Origin of the sequence: Pseudomonas sp. N-137 (genome assembly GCF_034555295.1) — a bacterium.
Lineage (GTDB): Bacteria > Pseudomonadota > Gammaproteobacteria > Pseudomonadales > Pseudomonadaceae > Aquipseudomonas > Aquipseudomonas rhizophila.
Genome location: NZ_JAXUDQ010000006.1, coordinates 415481 through 436010 on the forward strand (window position 1 = coordinate 415481; position 20530 = coordinate 436010).

Here is a 20530-nt window from a genome sequence, read left to right on the forward strand (position 1 = left end):
CAATTGATTGTCGTCAAGGTCGCCGCCGATGAGCTGACTAGACTGGCGGCGCTCCGAGTTTTCTCATGAGGATGCCCCATGCAACTGGTTTGCCCGGCAGGGAATCTGCCTGCCCTCAAAGCGGCGGTGCGCCAAGGCGCCGATGCCGTCTATGTCGGCTTTCGCGATGACACCAACGCCCGGCATTTCGCCGGGCTGAACATGGACGACAAACAGTTCGACGCGGCGGTCGCGCACATCCGCCAGCACCAACGCAAACTCTATGTGGCGGTCAACACCTACCCACAACCCAAGGGCTGGGAGCGTTGGCAGCGCGCGGTGGATCGCGCCGCCGATCTGGGCGTCGACGCCCTGATCGCCGCCGACCCCGGGGTGCTCGGCTACGCCAGCCAGCGCCACCCACAACTGGCCCTGCATCTTTCGGTACAAGGTTCGGCGACCCATGCCGCGGCGCTGGCTTTTTACGCCGAGCGCTACGGCATTCGGCGTGCGGTGCTGCCACGGGTGCTGTCCCTGGCCCAGGTGCGGCAGGTAGCAGCAGCGAGCCCAGTGCCGATCGAAGTCTTCGGTTTCGGCAGCCTGTGCATCATGGCCGAGGGCCGTTGTCACTTGTCCTCTTACATCACCGGTGAGTCGCCGAACCTGTGCGGCGTGTGCTCACCGGCCAAGGCAGTGCGCTGGAGCGAAGACGCCGACGGCCTGAGCGCACGCTTGAGCGAGGTGCTGATCGATCGCTACACCCCTGACGAGCCGGCCGGTTACCCGACCCTGTGCAAGGGCCGCTTCCTGGTCGGCGGCAAGCGCTTCCATGCCCTGGAAGAACCCACCAGCCTCGACACCCTGGACCTGCTGCCGGAGCTGGCGGCCATCGGCGTCGAGGCAGTGAAGATTGAGGGCCGCCAGCGCAGCCCGGCCTACGTTGAACAAGTGACCCGGGTCTGGCGCGCCGCACTGGATGCCCACCGGGCTGCGCCGCAACGATTCCGGGTGCGGGAAGAATGGCGCCAGGTGTTGGCCGGTTTGTCGGAAGGCAGCCAGACCACCCTGGGCGCTTACCATCGATCATGGCAATGAGGGAGGCCAGATGAAACTCAGCCTGGGACCGGTCCTGTTTTACTGGGACAAAGCGCAACTGGGGAATTTCTACGCCGAGATGTCGGCCTTGCCGCTGGATGTGATTTACCTGGGGGAAACCGTGTGCTCAAAGCGCCGGGCATTCTCCCTGGATCAATGGCTGGGCCTGGGGCGCGAACTGCAAGCGTGCAGCCAGGCACAGATTGTGTTGTCGAGCCTGACGCTGATCGAAGCGGCCTCGGAGCTGTCATCCTTGCGTCGGCTGTGTGACAACGGCCAATTGTTGGTGGAAGCCAATGACATGGGCGCGGTGCAGTTTCTCGCTGAACGCAAGTTGCCTTTCGTGGGTGGCCCGGCGTTGAACCTGTACAACGGCCATGCCCTGGGGCAATTGCTCGACAGCGGCATGATTCGCTGGGTACCACCTGTGGAATGCTCGGCGGCGCTGATCGGCGATGTGCTGGAGCAGGTGCGGGAAATGGAACGCGAGGTCCCCGAGGTGGAGATTTTTGCCTACGGCCACTTGCCCCTGGCTTATTCGGCACGCTGCTTCACCGCCCGGGCCGAAAACCGGCCCAAGGACGACTGTCAGTTCTGTTGCATCAACTATCCCGACGGCCTGGCGTTGAGCAGTCAGGAGGGCCAGCAACTGTTCACCCTCAATGGCATTCAGACGATGTCCGGTGAGGTGACCAATCTGTTGGCCGATTACCCCGCGCTGATGGCCAGTGGCGCCGACGTGCTGCGTCTGAGCCCGCGCGCCCAGGGCATGGCCGAGGTGGTCAGGTCCTTCGACAACGTTCGCCAGGGCGAGGCACCACCGCTGTTTGTGGCCGGTTGCAACGGCTATTGGCACGGTCATGCCGGTATGTTGAAAGTTGAGGAGGCGGGCCTGTGCTGAGTCGAAAAAAATGGTTGCTCAAAGGCGCTGACCGGGTGCTGCCGCTGGTGGGCAAGGTGCCGTTTGTCGTACAGCGCCTGGCGTTGCAGCAGGCGCTCAACCGTTGCCTGGCCGAGCCGCTGCGCGATGGCGGGTTCGAGGTGTTGCGCGGGCGTTGGCTATGCCTGCGGGTGCCGGACCTGAAGTTGTGCTGGTACCTGACGCTGTCGCGGGATGGACTGCGCATTGCCGAACAAGCCGAAGCCCAGGTCAGCATCAGCGGCAACTGGCGTGAATTTCTCTTGCTCGCCAGTCGGCAGGAAGATCCCGACACGTTGTTCTTCCGGCGACGCCTGGTGATTGAGGGCGACACCGAATTGGGGCTGGCGCTGAAGAACCTGATCGACAGCCTCGACCCGGAGGTCTTGCCGCCCTGGTTATGGCGCAATCTGGAACGGGCGGGCAAGGGATTGGCGGCGGCCTGATGAAAGCTCCAGGCTCACTGCCCCTGGTGTACTCCTGTTCCGGTTGTTCCAACGTGGCGCAACTGGCCAACACCGTCGCCCTGCGCCTGGACCGCGCCGGCCTGGCCGAGATGTCCTGCATCGTCGGGGTCGGCGGGCATGTGCCGGCACTGGTCAACAAAGCGCGCTCGGGGCGGCGGATCATCGCGCTGGACGGTTGTCCGTTGCAGTGCGTCCAGGCGTGTTTGCAGCAGCATGATCTGGAAGCGGATGTGCATGTGATTTTGAGCCAGTTGGGCTGGCGCAAGCGTTTCGGCGTCGATTGCACGCAAGAGGAGGGGGACGCGTTGTTTGAGCGGTTGATACCGATGATCGTTGAAAATGACACAGCAGATAGTGAGTCTGGCTGAGCCTGTGGCGAGGGGATTTATCCCCGCTGGACTGCGAAGCAGTCCCAATGCGCTGTGTCAGACAGTTTGAATAGGGGCCGCTTCGCGCCCCAGCGGGGATAAATCCCCTCGCCACAAGGGAATTGGGGCTGCGCGGGTTATTGCTGGTAAGCGTCCAGCTCATCTTCGGCCAGGATGCGAATGTTGCGCCGCTCCATGGCAATCAGGCCACCGTCTACCAGGCGATGGAGAATGCGCGAAAAAGTCTCTGGCTGGATTCCCAGCTTGGAGGCCACCAGGCGTTTGGACACCTGTAGCACCACCTGGCCGTCGCGCGGGTCGCGTTCCTGAAGCAGAAAGTTGATGACCCGCCGGCTGGCGCTGGCCAGGGTCAGGTTGTCGATGTCCTTGAGGCGCTGGTGCAAATGGATACTCATGCTCGCCAGGATCGCCAGGCAGACCTTCGGCTGGTCTTCCAGGGCCTTGCGGTAATGAGTGCCTTCGATACTCACCAGTACGCTGTCCTTGAGCGCCGACGCACTGACCGGGTAGCACCGGGCCTGGCTGAACAGCAGAGCCTCGGCGAAGGTCTGCCCGGGCTGGATGATTTCCACCAGGTTTTCCTGGCCTTCACCGGTGACCCGGAACAGCTTGATCTGACCGCTGACCAGCAGGAAAAACCGCTTGGCCGGGTCGCCCTGGTGCATGAGCGTGCTGTTGCACTCCAGGCGTTTGAGCACGGCCAGGTTGCACACGTCTTCGAAGACCCGCTCCGGTAACTGGCTGAACAGGTGATGACGACGCAACAGTAAAACGATGGAAGGATGAGTCAGCATGGCGTACCTCCGCGTGCCGTCATGGTAGAACCCCACGCGCCCCCGGCCTATGCCTCCGCAGGCCTACCTCGGAAGAGGGAGGTGCGTCCCCGCTCAAACACAAACCCTGTGGGAGCGAGCCTGCTCGCGATAGCGGAGGGTCAGCTTGCAGGGATGTTGAATGTGCCGCCGTCATCGCGAGCAGGCTCGCTCCCACAGTTTTTTCGAGTCGTGCGCAGGCGCTGTATTCGCCTGAAACACCCTGTGGAAGCAAAGCTTGCTCGCGATAGCGGAGGGTCAGCTTGCAGGAATGTTGAATGTGCCGCCGTCATCGCGAGCAAGCTTTGCTCCTACAGGAGGTGTGGTTTGCCGGGCTAGCCCACTCCGCGCAGATGCTCCATGGCCCACACGGCGGCTTCGACCCGTGAGCGCAACCCCAGTTTGTGCAGCAGGTTCTTCACATGGACCTTGACCGTGCCTTCGGTGATGCCCAGCTTGTGGCCGATGACTTTGTTGCTGCAGCCGCCGGCGATGGTCTTGAGTACCTGGCGCTCGCGTTCGGTCAGTTCCACGTCGGCCTGGCGGGGAGGGGAGCGCAAGGCCTGGGCCATGACGCGGGTCAGGCCGGGGCTGATCACCAGCGCGCCGTTGAGGGCATCGCGGATGTACTGCACCAGCAACTCCGGCTCCATGTCCTTGAGCAGGTAACCGTTGGCATCCAGGCGCAGGGCATCGCGAATGTCGTCCTCGGCGTCGGATACGGTGAACAGCAATACCTTGCCGGTGTAATGCATGGCCCGCAGCCGGCGCAGGGTTTCGATGCCGTTCATTTGCGGCATGTTGTTGTCCAGCAGGACCAGGTCAGGTTTGAGCGGTTCGATCAGTGTCAGGGCTTCTTCGCCGTGGCTGGCTTCGCCGACGATGTGCAAGTCGTCTTCGAGTTCGAGCATTTGGCGGATCCCTCGACGCATCATTGGATGGTCGTCGACCAGCAGGAGGGTGTGACGCAGGGGGGCGTTCATGTTGCGAGACCTTCGCTGTGTTGGCCCAGGAATTCCGGTTGGAAATGCACCTGGATACGGGTGCCCTGGGGCGTTCGGGAGATAATTTGCAGTTGGCCGCGCAAGCTGCGGGCCCGTTCGTTCATGATGTTCAGGCCGTGGTGTTCGCGCTGGTCCACTTCGCCACTGAAGCCCCGGCCATCGTCTTCGACCGACAGTCGCACGGTTTCGCCTTCCTGGCGCAGTTCGAGCCAGGCGTTCTCTGCGTGGGCGTGGCGCAGGCAGTTGGAGAGCGCCTCGCGGGTGATCTGCAGGATATGGATCTGCTCACTGGCCGACAGCTCGAAGGCCAGGGTGTCGACGAACAGATGCACCCGGAAATCGCCCCGGCGGGAGAATTCTTCAGCGGTGTCCTTGAGTTCCTGGACCAGCCCGTCGTCGTGGATCTGCAAGCGGAACGTGGTGAGCAGCTCGCGCAACTGCCGGTAGGCATTGTTCAGGCCTTCGCGCAGTTCGGCGGTGACGGTTTCCAGGGTTTGCACCGGTTCGCCGCGACGCATCAGGGTTTGCATACGGCTGACTTGCAGCTTCATGTACGACAAGGCCTGGGCCAGGGAGTCATGCAGTTCGCGGGCGATGATCGTGCGCTCATCGAGCAACAGCAGGCGATGGTCCTGTTCGCGCTGGCGCTTGAGAGACAGCGAGGTGCCGATCAGGTTTGCCAGGGCCTGGATCAGTGCGGTTTCCCAGGGTTGCGCCGCGTGACCGTCGACAAAATGCGCCTTGAGTTCACCCAGTTCCGTGCCCTGGTTACTGATGCTGAACGTCTGCGGCCGGGCGCTGTGGTGTTTCTGGCAGGTGGCGCAATCGCTGCTGGCGCAGACCTCGCGGCTGTTGGCGCCATGCAGCGACAGCAGTTGCCGGGCGGGCGCCTGCAACTGGCCTTGCAGACACAGCGACAGGCGCAGGCCCGGCAGTCGCTGCTGGAACCGGCTGATCAGTTCATCCAGCCCTTCGGCATTGGCCTGCCGCGTGGCCAGGCTGCGGCTGCTCTGGTACAGCAGCTCCAGGGCGGCATTGGCCTGTTGCAGGTTCAGGGTCTTTTGCTGGACCTGATTCTCCAGGGTGCGATGGGATTGCTCGATGGTCTCGGCCATGGTGTTGAAGCTGGTCGCCAGTTGGCCCAGTTCATCCTCTGACTGATGGTTGACCCGCACCTGGAATTCGCCACGGCGAAAGCGCTGGGTGGCGTCCACCAGTTCCTGCAAGGGCGTGACCACACCGTACTGCAATTCATACAGACCGATCAGCAGGATGATCATGGTGGTGAACAGCGCCATGCCCTGGATCGTCTGTTGCCAGGCTTGCTTGTGCTCGCTCTGGCGTTGCAACAGGGTGACGAACTGGTCCAGTTGCGCAACGAAGGAAGCGGCACTGGCCTGGAAGAACGCCGAATCGCCGCGTTCGATGGCCGGGCGCAAGGTCTGGTTCCAACGCTGCATGAGGCTCTGATAACTCTGATGCAGGGAGGTCGCCGGTCCGTCTTCCAGCACGGCGCGCAAGGACGGGCTTTCGAGACGTCGTTGCAGGCTGTCGATGATCGCCGGGACATCGTCGCTGGCCCCGGCTGCCAGTTTCCAGCTCAGGTGATAGGTCTCCATACGCACGGAACCGGCGGTGTTGATGGCGGCCGCGTCGCCCTGGCTGAACCAGGCAATCAGACCTGCGCTCAAGGAACTGGCCAGGGCGAGGATGGCGATCAGGATCACCGCCAGCCCGGCGCGAGCGGGCAGGGAACTGCGCAGCCACCGCATCATCGAGACTGGCCCTGGAGGAAATTCTGCAAACCGAACATGGGGACGCCCTGGCGTTGGGGGGGTATAGCAGCCGATCCCGGGCGCACTACCTCTAAAGAGTTGTCGGCCGCTACGTTTCGATAAAAGCCACGGCCGAAATGTTCAAAGCCTTGATAAATAAAGGTTCTTATCAACTTCAGGCTCTACCCCCTAAGAGGTAGACGGCCCCAGCATAGGCCAGTACCGCCGGGACGCACGTTGACCCAGGTCAAGTTTTTACGGGGTAGGCATCACTAGGCTGCGCTCATCGAACTGACGGGGAGTGCATCGAGATGCGAGCGCAAGTGCAACAAGGGTTGGTACTGGGGATGAGTACCCTGGCCTTCACCGTGTGCTTCATGGTCTGGATGATGTTTGCCGTGCTCGGTGTTCCGATCAAGGAAATGCTGGCGCTCAACGAAACCCAATTCGGTCTGCTGGCCGCCACGCCGGTGCTGACCGGTTCCCTGGTGCGCTTGCCCCTGGGCCTGCTGACCGACCGCTTCGGCGGGCGCATCGTGTTCTTCCTGCTGATGCTCTCCTGTGTGCTGCCGTTGTACCTGATCACCCTGGCCACGGCTTTCTGGCAGTTCCTGGTGCTGGGCCTGTTTGTCGGGCTGGCCGGTGGATCGTTCTCGGTGGGCATCGCTTATGTGGCCAAGTGGTTCGACAAGCAGAATCAAGGCTTCGCCATGGGTGTGTTCGGCGCGGGCAACGCCGGCGCCGCGCTGACCAAATTCCTCGCTCCTGCCTTGATCGCCTTCGGTTCCTGGCACCTGGTGCCGAAGGTGTTCAGCGCCATTCTGTTCATCACCGCGCTGCTGTTCTGGTTTCTCACAACCGAGAAGAAGGAGCACAGCGGCACCGGCGGCGCCACGTTGCGCGAGCAACTGAAAACCCTGAAAGAACCAGCGGTGTGGCGCTACTGCCAGTACTACTCGATCGTGTTCGGCGGCTATGTAGCCCTGGCCCTGTGGATGACCAAGTACTACGTGCAGGAATACGGCTTCAGCCTGCAAAGCGCGGCGCTGCTGGCGGCCTGCTTCTCCCTGCCCGGTGGCGTATTGCGGGCCGTCGGTGGCTGGATGTCCGACCGCTGGGGCGCCCAGAGCGTGACCTGGTGGGTGTTGTGGGTCAGCTGGATCTGCCTGTTCCTGCTCTCGTACCCACAGACCCAACTGCAAGTGCAGACCGTCAACGGCACGGTGGATTTTCACATCGGCCTCAACGCCACGCTGTTCACCGTGCTGCTGTTCGTGATGGGCATCGCCTTCGCGTTCGGCAAGGCCTCGGTCTTCAAGTACATCGCCAACGACTACCCGAAAAACATGGGCGCGGTGTCCGGCATCGTCGGCCTGGCCGGCGGCCTGGGCGGGTTCGTGTTGCCGATCATGTTCGGCGCCCTGGTGGACCTCACCGGCGTGCGCTCGTCCTGCTTCATGTTGATGTACGGCGTGGTCTGGGTCTCCCTGACCTGGATGTACTTCAGCGAAGTTCGCAAGCGCCCGCTGCTGGGTAAACAGCCGCCGGCCAGCCAATCCCCGTTTTCCAGCATTGCCCAAGGAGAAGAACATGTCCGTTCTGCAAACGCCTGAAAAGGGCCCGGTCATTCATGACTGGCGTCCGGAAGACCCCGCGTTCTGGGGCAAGAGTGGCAAACAGACTGCCCGGCGTAACCTGTGGATTTCCATCCCGGCGCTGCTGTTGGCCTTCGCGGTGTGGATGGTCTGGAGCACGGTGATCGTGCGCCTGAACGCCATCGGTTTCAGTTTCAGCACCGACCAGTTGTTCTGGCTCGCGGCGTTGCCGGGCCTGTCCGGCGCGACCTTGCGCATCTTCTATTCGTTCATGGTGCCGATCTTCGGCGGTCGTCGCTGGACGGCCCTGAGCACTGCGTCGCTGCTGTTGCCGGCGCTGTGGATGGGCTTTGCCGTGCAGGATCCGGCCACGCCTTACAGCGTGTTCGTGCTGATTGCGCTGCTCTGCGGCTTTGGCGGCGGTAACTTCGCCTCGAGCATGTCCAACATCAGCTTCTTTTACCCCAAGTCCCAGCAGGGCACGGCCCTGGGCCTGAACGCCGGGCTGGGCAACCTGGGCGTGTCGGTGATGCAGTTCAGCGTGCCGCTGGTGATTTCCTTCGGCGTGTTCGGCTTCATGGGCGGCCAGCCGCAGGTACTGGCTGACGGCAGCTCGCTGTGGCTGCAAAACGCCGGTTTTATCTGGGTGCCGTTCATCCTCGCCGTGACCGTGATTGCCTGGTTCGGCATGAACGACCTGTCCAGCGCCCGCGCTTCGTTCAGTGAGCAGGCAGTGATTTTCAAGCGCAAGCACAACTGGCTGATGTGCTGGTTGTACCTGGCGACCTTCGGCTCGTTCATCGGCTTCTCCGCCGCGTTTCCGCTGCTGATCAAAACCTCGTTCCCGGAAGTCATCGCCCTGAAGTTCGCCTTCCTCGGTCCGCTGGTCGGTGCCCTGGTGCGGCCACTGGGTGGCTGGCTGGCGGACAAGCTCGGCGGCGCGAAGGTTACGTTGTGGAACTTCGTGCTGATGATCGCGATGGTGTTCGGGGTCCTTCATTTCCTGCCCCAAGGCGGCCAGGGCGGCAGCTTCTACGGCTTCCTGGGGATGTTCATGTTGCTGTTCGTCACCACTGGCGTGGGCAACGGGTCGACCTTCCGCATGATCCCGGTGATCTTCCGCACCCTGCATGAAAAAGCCAGCCGCGGCCAAAAGCCCGAGCTACGCGAACAAGCGCTCAAGAACGCCGGCAAGGAATCGGCCGCAGTGCTGGGTTTCAGCTCGGCCATGGGCGCCTTCGGCGCGTTCTTCATCCCCAAATCATTCGGCACTTCGATGGCCCTGACCGGCGGCCCGGAGATGGCCTTCTACATGTTCGTCGGCTTTTACCTGAGCTGCATCGTGGTGACCTGGTGGTGGTATGCCCGCAAGGGCGCCGCAACACCGTGCTAAGCCGAACCTAAACCTGCGTGGGCGGGGCGCAGACCCCGCGGAGCAAGCCTGAGAGGAACACACTGTGAGTCATTTACTGGATCAACTGCGGTTTTTCAACCGCAAGCAAGGCGAGTTTTCCGAGGGGCACGGCGAGACCCGCAAGGAGTCCCGCGACTGGGAGAACGTCTACCGCTCCCGCTGGCAGTACGACAAGATCGTGCGCTCCACCCATGGGGTGAACTGCACCGGCTCGTGCTCGTGGAAAATCTACGTCAAGAACGGCCTGATCACCTGGGAAACCCAGCAGACCGACTACCCGCGCACCCGTAACGACCTGCCCAACCACGAGCCGCGTGGCTGCCCTCGTGGCGCCAGCTACAGCTGGTACATCTACAGCGCCAACCGGCTCAAGTACCCGAAGATCCGCAAGCCATTGCTCAAGCTGTGGCGCGAAGCCCGGCAGACCCTGCCGCCCGTGGAAGCGTGGGCCAGCATTGTCGAAAACAAGGCCAAGGCCGACTCGTATAAAAGCAAGCGCGGCATGGGTGGTTTCATCCGTTCCAACTGGGAAGAAGTCAACGAGATCATCGCCGCCGCCAACGTCTACACCGTCAAGCAATACGGCCCGGATCGGGTGGTTGGCTTCTCGCCGATCCCGGCGATGTCGATGGTCAGCTACGCCGCGGGTTCGCGTTACCTGTCGCTGATCGGTGGCGTGTGCCTGAGCTTCTACGACTGGTACTGCGACCTGCCGCCAGCCTCGCCGATGGTCTGGGGCGAGCAGACCGACGTGCCGGAATCGGCCGACTGGTACAACTCCAACTACATCATTGCCTGGGGCTCCAACGTCCCGCAGACCCGTACCCCCGACGCGCACTTTTTCACCGAGGTGCGTTACAAGGGCACCAAGACCGTGGCGATCACCCCGGACTATTCGGAAGTCGCCAAGCTCACCGACCTGTGGCTCAACCCTAAGCAGGGCACCGACGCGGCACTTGCCCAGGCTTTCAACCATGTGATCTTCAAAGAGTTTCACCTGGACAAGCCCAGCGCCTACTTCACCGAGTACGCCAAGCGCTACACCGACCTGCCGGTGCTGGTGATGCTCAAGCCGATGCTCGGCGTGGCGCCGGGCTCCGGCTACCAGCCTGATCGCTTCCTGCGCGCCAGCGACCTGACCAACAACCTCGGCCAGGACAATAACCCGGAGTGGAAAACCATCGCCCTGGATGCCAGCGGTGAACTGGTTTCTCCCCAAGGCTCCATCGGCTATCGCTGGGGCGAAGAGGGCAAATGGAACATCCTGGCCCGTGAAGGCGGCGAGGGCCGTGAGATCGACCTCAAGCTCAGCCTGATTGGCGATGACGTGGCTGAAGTGGCCTTCCCGTATTTTGCCGGTGAAGCCCAGGAGTACTTCCAGCATGTGGCCGGTGACGCGGTGCAGTACCGCCGGGTGCCGGTGCACAACGTGGTGCTGGCCGACGGCAGCGTGGTGAAAGTCGCCACGGTGTTTGACCTGTCGGCGGCCAACCTGGCCATCGACCGTGGCCTGGGCGGCGCCAACGTCGCCAAGGACTACGACGACGCCTCGGTGCCCGGCACCCCGGCCTGGCAGGAGCAGATCACCGGTGTGAGCCGCGAGAAAGCGATCCAGATCGCCCGCGAATTCGCCGACAACGCCGACAAGACCCGTGGCCGTTCGATGATCATCGTCGGCGCGGCGATGAACCACTGGTACCACATGGACATGAACTACCGTGGGCTGATCAACATGCTCATGCTGTGTGGTTGTGTCGGCCAGACCGGCGGCGGTTGGGCCCACTATGTCGGCCAGGAAAAACTCCGTCCGCAATGTGGCTGGCTGCCCCTGGCCTTCGGCCTGGACTGGAACCGTCCGCCACGGCAGATGAACGGCACCAGCTTCTTCTACGGCCACAGCTCGCAATGGCGCCACGAGAAGATGAGCATGCACGACGTGCTGTCGCCTCTGGCGGATAAATCGCAGTTCCCTGAGCATGCCCTGGACTACAACATCCGCGCCGAACGCGCCGGCTGGTTGCCCAGCGCGCCACAATTGAACACCAACCCGCTGAACATTTGCCGCGATGCTGCTGCCGCCGGCATGGACCCGAAAGACTACGTGGTCAAGTCCTGGCAGGACGGCAGCCTGCGGTTTGCCTGCGAACAACCCGACAGCCCGGAAAACTTCCCGCGCAACATGTTCATCTGGCGCTCCAACCTGCTGGGCTCCTCGGGCAAAGGCCACGAGTACATGCTCAAGTACCTGCTGGGCACCAAGAACGGCGTGATGAACGAAGACATCGGCTTTGGTGGCGAATCCAAGCCGACCGAGGCTGAATGGGTCGACAACGGTGCCATCGGCAAACTGGACCTGGTGACCACCCTGGACTTCCGCATGTCCTCGACCTGCGTGTATTCCGACATCGTCTTGCCGACCGCGACCTGGTACGAAAAAGACGACATGAACACCTCGGACATGCACCCGTTCATTCACCCGCTGTCAGCGGCTATCGACCCGGCCTGGGAGTCGCGTTCGGACTGGGAAATCTACAAGGGCATCGCCAAGGCGTTCTCCGCCATGTCGGTCGGGCACCTGGGTGTCGAGAAAGACCTGGTCACCGTGCCGTTGATGCATGACAGCGTCGGTGAACTGGCCCAGCCGTTTGGCGGCACTGACTGGAAAAGTGCCGGCGTGGCGCCGCAACCGGGCAAGAACGCACCGAACCTGCAAGTGGTGGAGCGCGATTACCCCAACATCTACAAGCAGTTCACCTCCCTGGGCCCGATGCTGGAGAAGCTCGGCAATGGCGGCAAGGGCATCAACTGGAACACCGACGATGAAGTGAAATTCCTCGGTGAGCTCAATCACCATGAAGTCGACGCCGGTATCAGCCAGGGTCGGCCGAAGATCGACAGCGCCATTGATGCGGCCGAGGTGATTCTGTCCCTGGCCCCGGAAACCAATGGCCAAGTGGCCGTCAAGGCCTGGGCGGCTCTGTCGAAATTCACCGGCATCGATCACAGCCACCTGGCGCTGTCCAAGGCCCACGAGGCGATTCGGTTCCGCGACATCCAGGCGCAGCCGCGCAAGATCATTTCCAGCCCGACCTGGTCTGGCCTGGAAGACGATCACGTCAGCTACAACGCCGGCTACACCAACGTTCACGAAGCGATTCCATGGCGCACCATCACCGGCCGCCAGCAGTTTTACCAGGATCACCCGTGGATGCAGGCGTTCGGCGAGCAACTGATGAGTTATCGGCCGCCGGTCAACACCCGCACCATCGAAGGCGTGAAGGGCAAGCGCAGCAATGGCGAGACCGAAATCGTCCTGAACTGGATCACCCCGCACCAGAAGTGGGGCATCCACAGCACCTACAGCGACAACTTGCTGATGCTCACCTTGAGCCGCGGCGGGCCGATCGTCTGGCTTTCGGAAATCGACGCCAAGCGCGCCGGTATCGAGGACAACGACTGGATTGAATGCTTCAACGTCAACGGTGCGCTGACCGCCCGTGCGGTGGTCAGCCAGCGGGTCAAGGAAGGCATGGTGATGATGTACCACGCCCAGGAACGGATCGTGAACGTGCCCGGCTCGGAAACCACCAAGACCCGTGGCGGCCACCACAACTCGGTGACCCGCGTGGTGCTCAAGCCCACTCATATGATCGGTGGCTACGCGCAACAGGCCTACGGTTTCAACTATTACGGCACGGTCGGTTGCAACCGCGACGAGTTCGTCGTGGTGCGCAAGATGTCCAAGGTCGATTGGCTCGACGGTTCCAGTGGCGATGATCTGCCGCGTCCACTGCCAACCGATATCGAGGAGAACTGAGATGAAAATTCGCTCACAAATCGGCATGGTCCTGAACCTGGACAAATGCATCGGCTGTCACACCTGCTCGATTACCTGCAAGAACGTCTGGACCAGCCGCGAAGGCATGGAATACGCCTGGTTCAACAACGTCGAATCCAAGCCTGGCATCGGTTACCCCAAAGAGTGGGAAAACCAGGACAAGTGGAAGGGCGGCTGGATCCGTAACGCCGACGGTTCGATCAACCCACGCATCGGCGGCAAGTTCCGCGTGCTGGCGAACATCTTCGCCAACCCGGACTTGCCGAGCCTGGACGATTACTACGAACCGTTCGACTTCGACTACCAGCACCTGCACACCGCGCCTTTGGGCGAGCATCAGCCCACCGCACGGCCGCGCTCTCTGGTGTCCGGCAAGCGCATGGAGAAAATCGAGTGGGGCCCTAACTGGGAGGAGATCCTTGGCACCGAGTTTGCCAAGCGGCGCAAGGACAAGAACTTCGACCAGATCCAGGCGGACATTTACGGCGAGTACGAAAACACCTTCATGATGTACCTGCCGCGCCTGTGCGAGCACTGCCTGAACCCGGCGTGCGCGGCGTCCTGCCCGAGCGGGGCGATCTACAAGCGCGAGGAGGACGGCATCGTCCTGATTGACCAGGAGAAATGCCGCGGCTGGCGCATGTGCATCAGCGGCTGCCCGTACAAGAAAATCTATTTCAACTGGAAGAGCGGCAAATCGGAGAAATGCATTTTCTGCTACCCGCGCATCGAAGCCGGGATGCCGACGGTTTGCGCTGAAACCTGCGTCGGCCGCATCCGCTACCTCGGGGTGTTGCTGTACGACGCCGACCGCATCAGCGAAGTGGCGAGCACCGCCAACGAGCACGATCTGTATGAGAAGCAACTGGAGATCTTCCTCGACCCGAACGACCCGGCGGTGATTCGCCAGGCCCTGGCCGACGGCGTGCCGCAGTCGGTGATCGACTCGGCGCAACGCTCGCCGGTCTACAAAATGGCCGTGGACTGGAAACTCGCGCTGCCGTTGCACCCGGAATACCGCACCTTGCCAATGGTCTGGTACGTGCCGCCACTGTCGCCGATCCAGAACGCTGCGGCGGCCGGCACCGTGGGCATGAACGGGGTGATCCCGGACGTCGACAGCCTGCGCATTCCGCTGCGCTACCTGGCCAACATGCTCACCGCTGGCGATGAAAAACCGGTCAAGCGCGCCCTCAAGCGCCTGCTGGCGATGCGTGCCTACAAGCGTTCCGAACAGGTGGACGGCGTGCAGGACCTGCAAGTGCTGGCCGATGTCGGCCTGAGCGTGAACCAGGTGGAAGAGATGTACCGCTATCTGGCCATCGCCAACTACGAAGACCGTTTTGTCGTACCAAGCGCCCACCGCGAAGACGCCATGAGCGATGCGTTCGCCGAACGCTCCGGTTGTGGTTTCAGTTTCGGCAGCGGTTGCAGCGGCAGTTCCGACACCAACATGTTCGGCGCCAAGAAGGCCAACCGCCGCGACGTCATCAAAACCGTGCAGTTGTGGGAGGAATGAACATGCGCATTCTCAAGGTGATTTCGTTGCTGCTCGATTATCCGACCGAAACCCTGGTGGCCGGTCGCGACGAGCTGGAGCAGGCGATTGTGCAGGCACGGGAAATCAGCCCGAAGCAGCGCGCTGCGCTGTTCGAACTGCTGGAACTGATCTGTGGCCAGGACCTGATGGACGGCCAGGAGCACTACGGCGCGCTGTTCGGCCGTGGGCGCTCGCTGTCGCTGCTGCTGTTCGAACACGTCCATGGCGAGTCCCGCGACCGGGGCCAGGCCATGGTGGACATGATGGCCCAGTACGAAGAGGCCGGTTTTGCCATCGGCGTGAAGGAACTGCCCGATTACATCCCGCTGTACCTGGAGTTTCTCTCCACCCGCGAAGACATCGAGGCCCGCGAAGGACTGGCCGATGTGGCGCATCTGCTGGCCTTGCTGGCGGCGCGCCTGGAAGAGCGCGAGAGCGCCTACGCCAGTTGTTTCCGGGCCTTGCTGCAAATCGCCGGGGCCGAGCCCCAGGTGGCCGTGGCCGAGTTGCGTGAGCAGGTCAAGGCCGAGCCACGCGACGACTCCCTCGAAGCCCTGGACAGGATCTGGGAAGAGGAAGCGGTGGATTTCATGAAGGCCGAGCAGCAGGACCGTTGCAGTTCGCTGCCGAGTGCGCCGGGCAAGGCCCGGGACGAAAGCGCGGTGCCGTTGCATTGGGTGGATTTTCAGCATGAAGGACGGGCCGCTGCGCCCGCCGGGGAGGTGGGCAATGTCTAAATGGGATCTGTTGATGTTCGGGGTCTACCCCTATGTCGCCTTGGCGATTTGCCTGATCGGCAGTTGGGCGCGGTTTGACCTGTCCCAGTACACCTGGAAGGCCGGCTCCAGCCAGATGCTGAGCAACCGTGGCATGCGCGTGGCGAGCAATCTGTTCCATGTCGGTGTGTTGTTCGTCCTGGCCGGCCACTTTGTCGGCCTGCTGACGCCGGCGGCGATCTATCACCATGTGTTGAGCACTGAGAACAAACAGTTGCTGGCGATGGTGTCCGGCGGGTTCTTTGGGGTGCTGGGTCTGATCGGTCTGGTGATGCTGCTCAACCGGCGGCTGAGCGACCCGCGAGTGCGCGCCACGTCCAGCACGTCGGACATCCTGGTGTTGGTGGTGCTGCTGGTGCAACTGGTGTTGGGGTTGATGACCATTGTGGCGTCCACCGCCCATATGGACGGTTCGGTGATGGTGATGCTGGCCGACTGGGCACAGAACACCGTGCTGTTGCGTCCGGTGGAGGCGGCCGCGGCCATTGCGCCGGTGGGCTTGGTCTACAAGCTTCATGTGATACTGGGCCTGACCCTGTTCGTGCTGTTCCCGTTCACCCGTCTCGTCCATATCGTCAGTGCGCCGGTCTGGTACCTGGGGCGTCGTTATCAAATCGTGCGGCAGAAGTTCTAAGGAGACGATCATGGCTAGTGGATGCGGATGTGGCGGCGGTAACGGGGGCAGCGGCGGCTGCGGTTCTTCAGCGAAAGCAGCGCCAGTGACCCCGCCGCTCAGCGATATCGAGCCGGCGGGCGCGGTGCAGTTCGAACCGGCCCAGTCCGGGCCGGTGCCAGGTGATGAAGCCCCGGCACAATTGATTGCCAGCAGTGAGCAGGAGTGGCCGATCATCAGCGTCAACGGGGTGTCGATCACCCCCCAGGCGATGGCCCAGGAGCTGCAGTATCACCCGGCTGAGAGCCGCGAGGATGCGGTCTACCAGGCGGCCCGGGCGTTGGTGATCCGGGAGTTGCTTCAGCAACGCATCGCCGAGCTGGGGCTGGCGTTGCAGGTGGGCGCCGGTGAAAACGAAGAGGAGGCGGCCACGCGGCTGTTGCTCGAGCGTGAGGTGCAGGTGCCGCAATGTGATGAGGCGACCTGCCTGCGCTACTACGAAAGCAATCGGGCGCGCTTTCACAGCGCCCCCTTGCTGGCGGTGCGGCACATTCTGCTCGAATGCGCACCGGACGACGCCGAAGCGCGCGACCAGGCTCACGGCCAGGCCGAAACCCTGCTGCAACGCCTGGACGAGTTCCCCGGCAGCTTTGCCGAACTGGCGTTGAACCACTCGGCCTGCCCGTCCAAGGCACAGGGCGGCTCGCTGGGGCAGATCAGCAAGGGCCAGACCGTGCCCGAACTGGAGCGCCAGTTGTTTGCCTTGCCGGCGGGCCTGGTGGGCAAACCGCTGGAAAGTCGCTACGGCTGGCATGTGATCAGCATCGATCAGCGTGTCGAAGGCCAACCGTTGCCTTATGAGGCGGTGGCGACGGCGATTCGCACCCAGCTGCAACAAGGCGTGTGGCAGAAGGCGCTGGTGCAGTACCTGCAAACCCTGATCGGTGCAGCGGACATTCGCGGCATTCATCTTCAGGGCGCCGACTCGCCGCTGGTGCAGTGAGCACCGGCTCAATCAGGGGACAGACATGAACGCCGTGTTGCAGGACGGATTTGGGCGCCAGATCGACTATCTGCGGATGTCGGTGACCGATCGTTGTGATTTTCGCTGTGTGTATTGCATGGCGAAAAACATGACCTTCCTGCCGCGCCAGCAGGTGTTGACCCTGGAGGAACTGCACCGATTGGCGCGGTTGTTCGTGGGGCTGGGGGTCAAGAAAATCCGCCTGACCGGTGGCGAACCGCTGATCCGTCCGGGCATCGTCGGGTTGTGTCGCGACATCGCGGCATTGCCCGGCCTACGGGAACTGGTGATGACCAGCAACGGTTCGCAGCTGGGGCGACTGGCCCGGCCGCTGGTCGATGCCGGAGTCAAGCGCATGAACATCAGCCTGGACAGCCTGGATGGCGAGCGCTTTCGGGCGATCACCCGCAACGGCGATCTGGATCAGGTGCTGGCGGGCATTGAAGCGGCGAAGGGCGCAGGGTTCGAGCGGATCAAGCTCAACTGCGTGGTGATGAAAGGGCGCAACTTCGATGAAGTCCCGGCGCTGGTGCAGTACGCCATCGAGCAACGCATCGACATCAGCTTCATCGAGGAAATGCCCTTGGGTGAGGTTGGGCGTGCCCGGGGCGAGTCGTTCTGTTCCAGCGATGAGGTGCGGGCAGTCATTGCCAATCATCACCGCTTGCTCGACAGCACCGAAAACAGCGGCGGCCCGGCGCGTTATGTGCGCCTGGAGCAGCACGCGCAGACCCGGATCGGTTTCATTTCCCCCAATACCCACAACTTTTGCGCCAGTTGCAACCGGGTGCGCATGACCGTTGAAGGGCGGTTGCTGCTGTGCCTGGGACAGGAAGATTCTCTGGACCTGCGCAGTTTGTTGCGGCGCTATCCGCTGGACGACCAACCGCTGATCCAGGCGGTACAACAGGCGCTGCGCGGCAAACCCCTGCGTCACGATTTCAACCCTGGCGGGGAAGTGCAGATTGTGCGGTTCATGAACATGAGTGGTGGGTGAGCCTCAGCGCAGATGTTGAATGGACCGCCGTTATCGCGAGCAGGCTCGCTCCCACAGGGATTTGTGGTGTACGCAGAAAGAGCAGACACCTGAAAACCCATGTGGGAGCGAGCCTGCTCGCGATGGGTTATACCGGTCGACATCTCAAGCGGCTGATCCACCCTCGATTCTTGATATCGATCAATTGCAACCCTCACTTTTGGTCGTACTCTCCACTGCATATTGTGTTTGAAGATTGTTAATTATCTATATGTAGTGTCTGGAGCCAAAATGCAGAGCACGTTGATCTCAGTAGGCTGTAACCGCTTGCACAAGCGCGATGGCAGTGTGGTTGCCTTCGACGCGGACAAGATCCGCCAGGCGCTGATCGCCGCCGGCAAGGCCACCGGCGAATACGCTGAGGGGGAGGCTGAAGGGTTGCTGGAAGCGGTGCTGACGCGATTGGAAGGACAGACGCGCTTGAGCGTCGAGCAGATCCAGGACCGTGTCGAGCGAGTACTGATGGACGCCGGTTTCTTTCTGGCCATGCGTGCCTATATCGTCTACCGCGAGCAACATGGACGCCTGCGCCGGGATCGTCGCACCCTGGTGGAAGTTGCCACCTCGATGAACGAATACCTGGACCGCGAAGACTGGCGCGTACAGGCCAATGCCAACCAGGGTTACTCCCTCGGTGGGCTGATCCTCAACGTATCGGGCAAGGTCACCGCCAACTATTGGCTCGACGAGGTCTACAGCCAGGCCATCGGCCAAGCGCACCGCGAGGCCGACCTGCATATCCACGACCTCGACATGCTCGCCGGCTACTGCGCCGGCTGGTCGCTGCGCACGCTGTTGCACGAAGGCCTCAATGGGGTGCCGGGACGGGTCGAAGCCGGGCCGCCCAAACATTTGAGCAGCGCCTTGGGGCAGATGGTGAATTTCCTCGGCACGCTGCAAAACGAATGGGCCGGTGCCCAGGCGTTCAGCTCGTTCGACACCTACCTGGCGCCGTATGTACGCAAGGACAGACTCAGCTACGACGAGGTCCGCCAGTCGTTGCAGGAGTTCATCTACAACCTCAACGTCCCGTCACGCTGGGGCACGCAAACACCTTTTACCAACCTTACGTTCGACTGGGTCTGCCCGGAGGATTTGCGCGAACAGATTCCGGTGATCGGTGGCGAGGAGATGCCGTTCGCCTACGGTGATCTGCAAGTGGAAATGGAATTGATCAATCGCGCCTACATCGAGGTGATGCAGGCCGGTGATGCAAAGGGCCGGGTGTTCACTTTCCCGATCCCGACCTACAACATCACCCATGACTTCCCGTGGGACAGCGAGAACGCCGACCGCTTGTTCGAGATGACCGCCCGCTACGGTCTGCCGTATTTCCAGAACTTCCTCAACTCGGACATGCAACCCAACCAGGTGCGCTCGATGTGCTGCCGCCTGCAACTGGATGTGCGCGAGTTGCTCAAGCGCGGAGGAGGCCTGTTCGGCTCGGCGGAACAGACCGGCTCACTAGGTGTGGTGACGATCAACTGCGCACGCCTGGGCTACCTGTACAAAGGCGATACCAGCGCATTGCTGCAACGCATCGATACGCTGATGGAACTGGCGAAGGAGAGCCTGGAGGTCAAGCGCAAGGTCATCCAGCACCACATGGACGCCGGGCTGTACCCGTACACCAAGCGCTACCTGGGCACCCTGCGTAATCACTTCTCCACCATCGGCGTTAACGGCCTGCACGAAATGCTGCGCAATTTCACCGATGACCAGCAAGGCCTGCATACCGAGCAAGGCCGGGCATTCGCCCTGAAACTGCTGGATCACGTGCGCGCCACGCTGCTGCGCTTTCAGGAAGAAACCGGCCACCTCTACAACCTGGAAGCCACCCCTGCCGAGGGCACCACCTACCGTTTCGCCAAGGAAGACCTCAAGCGTTACCCCGATATCTTGCAGGCCGGCAGCCCGATCGCCCCGTATTACACCAACTCGTCGCAGTTGCCGGTGGGCTTCACCGACGATCCGTTCGAAGCCTTGGAGCTGCAAGACGAACTGCAATGCAAATACACCGGCGGCACCGTGCTGCACCTGTACATGGCCGAGCAGATTTCCTCCACACAGGCCTGCAAGCAGCTGGTGCGCAAGGCCCTGGGACGCTTCCGGCTGCCGTACCTGACCATCACGCCGACGTTTTCCATCTGCCCGGTTCACGGCTACCTGGCCGGGGAACATGAGTTTTGCCCCAAATGCGACGAGGCCTTGCTGTTGCAACAGCAGTTGGCAGGCAGCGTTCACTGATCCGATC

16 protein-coding genes are annotated in these 20530 nt (G+C 62.1%); 13 read left to right on the top strand and 3 right to left on the bottom strand.

The genetic code is table 11. The features are described from left to right. Positions 1–78: 78 nt before the first annotated feature. From ubiU to T3A99_RS04165, 4 genes are read left to right on the top strand one after another with little or no spacing between them, the layout of a single operon-like run. Complete coding sequence (ubiU, locus tag T3A99_RS04150; RefSeq protein ID WP_047225848.1) at positions 79–1074, top strand: ubiquinone anaerobic biosynthesis protein UbiU; 996 nt, start codon at positions 79–81, stop codon at positions 1072–1074. A 10-nt stretch (positions 1075–1084) separates the two neighbouring features. After that, entirely contained in the window at positions 1085–1975 is an 891-nt protein-coding gene (locus T3A99_RS04155; protein WP_047225849.1) for a U32 family peptidase, read from the top strand. Further along, positions 1969–2439 carry a ubiquinone anaerobic biosynthesis accessory factor UbiT gene (gene ubiT / locus T3A99_RS04160; protein ID WP_047225850.1) on the top strand — a complete coding sequence of 157 codons (471 nt, stop codon included), beginning with the start codon at positions 1969–1971 and terminating at the stop codon, positions 2437–2439. Before T3A99_RS04155 ends, ubiT begins: the two co-directional genes overlap by 7 nt. Next, on the top strand, positions 2439–2828 hold the full coding sequence (locus T3A99_RS04165) for a putative zinc-binding protein (protein ID WP_076384509.1): 390 nt from the start codon (positions 2439–2441) through the stop codon (positions 2826–2828). Before ubiT ends, T3A99_RS04165 begins: the two co-directional genes overlap by 1 nt. Positions 2829–2965: 137 nt before the next feature. On the opposite strand, the gene T3A99_RS04170 is transcribed toward T3A99_RS04165, so the two are convergent. The 3 genes from T3A99_RS04170 to T3A99_RS04180 form a co-directional block, all read right to left on the bottom strand. Beyond that, complete coding sequence (locus tag T3A99_RS04170) at positions 2966–3643, bottom strand: Crp/Fnr family transcriptional regulator (protein ID WP_047225852.1); 678 nt, start codon at positions 3641–3643, stop codon at positions 2966–2968. Between the two features lie 353 nt (positions 3644–3996). Then, a complete protein-coding gene (narL, locus tag T3A99_RS04175; RefSeq protein ID WP_047229176.1) occupies positions 3997–4644 on the bottom strand; it encodes a two-component system response regulator NarL in 648 nt (215 codons plus the stop codon). Further along, positions 4641–6440 (bottom strand): HAMP domain-containing protein, encoded by a 1800-nt coding sequence (locus tag T3A99_RS04180; RefSeq protein WP_076384511.1) that lies wholly within the window; start codon positions 6438–6440, stop codon positions 4641–4643. Before T3A99_RS04180 ends, narL begins: the two co-directional genes overlap by 4 nt. A 311-nt stretch (positions 6441–6751) precedes the next feature. On the opposite strand from T3A99_RS04180, the gene T3A99_RS04185 reads away from it, so the two are divergent. From T3A99_RS04185 to T3A99_RS04225, 9 genes are all read left to right on the top strand, one after another. After that, the gene (locus tag T3A99_RS04185) at positions 6752–8053 is read left to right on the top strand and encodes an MFS transporter (protein ID WP_047229174.1); all 1302 of its coding nucleotides are present in this window, start codon (positions 6752–6754) and stop codon (positions 8051–8053) included. Then, a complete protein-coding gene (locus tag T3A99_RS04190; protein WP_047229173.1) occupies positions 8031–9428 on the top strand; it encodes a NarK family nitrate/nitrite MFS transporter in 1398 nt (465 codons plus the stop codon). The genes T3A99_RS04185 and T3A99_RS04190 overlap by 23 nt, the downstream gene beginning before the upstream one ends. Before the next feature lie 64 nt (positions 9429–9492). Beyond that, a complete protein-coding gene (locus tag T3A99_RS04195; protein WP_076384513.1) occupies positions 9493–13266 on the top strand; it encodes a nitrate reductase subunit alpha in 3774 nt (1257 codons plus the stop codon). 1 nt (position 13267) lies between these two features. Next, the gene (gene narH / locus T3A99_RS04200; RefSeq protein ID WP_076384515.1) at positions 13268–14806 is read left to right on the top strand and encodes a nitrate reductase subunit beta; all 1539 of its coding nucleotides are present in this window, start codon (positions 13268–13270) and stop codon (positions 14804–14806) included. Between the two features lie 2 nt (positions 14807–14808). Continuing rightward, the gene (gene narJ / locus T3A99_RS04205) at positions 14809–15564 is read left to right on the top strand and encodes a nitrate reductase molybdenum cofactor assembly chaperone (RefSeq protein WP_047229170.1); all 756 of its coding nucleotides are present in this window, start codon (positions 14809–14811) and stop codon (positions 15562–15564) included. Next, positions 15557–16237, top strand: a complete 681-nt coding sequence (gene narI / locus T3A99_RS04210; RefSeq protein WP_322833972.1) for a respiratory nitrate reductase subunit gamma — start codon at positions 15557–15559, stop codon at positions 16235–16237. Before narJ ends, narI begins: the two co-directional genes overlap by 8 nt. Positions 16238–16247: 10 nt before the next feature. Continuing rightward, positions 16248–17219: a peptidylprolyl isomerase gene (locus T3A99_RS04215; RefSeq protein WP_173406920.1), complete on the top strand. Its 972-nt coding sequence runs from the start codon at positions 16248–16250 to the stop codon at positions 17217–17219. Between the two features lie 25 nt (positions 17220–17244). Then, a complete protein-coding gene (gene moaA, locus T3A99_RS04220) occupies positions 17245–18237 on the top strand; it encodes a GTP 3',8-cyclase MoaA (protein ID WP_107322430.1) in 993 nt (330 codons plus the stop codon). Positions 18238–18507: 270 nt separating this feature from the next. Continuing rightward, complete coding sequence (locus T3A99_RS04225; protein ID WP_047229166.1) at positions 18508–20523, top strand: ribonucleoside triphosphate reductase; 2016 nt, start codon at positions 18508–18510, stop codon at positions 20521–20523. Positions 20524–20530: the final 7 nt, after the last annotated feature.

Bases quoted from the DNA above. Each gene is read 5' to 3' on its own strand.
- ubiU (WP_047225848.1), top strand. From the start codon at position 79: ATGCAACTGGTTTGCCCGGCAGGGAATCTGCCTGCCCTCAAAGCGGCG.
- T3A99_RS04155 (WP_047225849.1), top strand. From the start codon at position 1,085: ATGAAACTCAGCCTGGGACCGGTCCTGTTTTACTGGGACAAAGCGCAA.
- T3A99_RS04165 (WP_076384509.1), top strand. From the start codon at position 2,439: ATGAAAGCTCCAGGCTCACTGCCCCTGGTGTACTCCTGTTCCGGTTGT.
- T3A99_RS04170 (WP_047225852.1), bottom strand. From the start codon at position 3,643: ATGCTGACTCATCCTTCCATCGTTTTACTGTTGCGTCGTCATCACCTG.
- narL (WP_047229176.1), bottom strand. From the start codon at position 4,644: ATGAACGCCCCCCTGCGTCACACCCTCCTGCTGGTCGACGACCATCCA.
- T3A99_RS04180 (WP_076384511.1), bottom strand. From the start codon at position 6,440: ATGATGCGGTGGCTGCGCAGTTCCCTGCCCGCTCGCGCCGGGCTGGCG.
- T3A99_RS04185 (WP_047229174.1), top strand. From the start codon at position 6,752: ATGCGAGCGCAAGTGCAACAAGGGTTGGTACTGGGGATGAGTACCCTG.
- T3A99_RS04190 (WP_047229173.1), top strand. From the start codon at position 8,031: ATGTCCGTTCTGCAAACGCCTGAAAAGGGCCCGGTCATTCATGACTGG.
- narH (WP_076384515.1), top strand. From the start codon at position 13,268: ATGAAAATTCGCTCACAAATCGGCATGGTCCTGAACCTGGACAAATGC.
- narJ (WP_047229170.1), top strand. From the start codon at position 14,809: ATGCGCATTCTCAAGGTGATTTCGTTGCTGCTCGATTATCCGACCGAA.
- narI (WP_322833972.1), top strand. From the start codon at position 15,557: ATGTCTAAATGGGATCTGTTGATGTTCGGGGTCTACCCCTATGTCGCC.
- T3A99_RS04215 (WP_173406920.1), top strand. From the start codon at position 16,248: ATGGCTAGTGGATGCGGATGTGGCGGCGGTAACGGGGGCAGCGGCGGC.
- moaA (WP_107322430.1), top strand. From the start codon at position 17,245: ATGAACGCCGTGTTGCAGGACGGATTTGGGCGCCAGATCGACTATCTG.
- T3A99_RS04225 (WP_047229166.1), top strand. From the start codon at position 18,508: ATGCAGAGCACGTTGATCTCAGTAGGCTGTAACCGCTTGCACAAGCGC.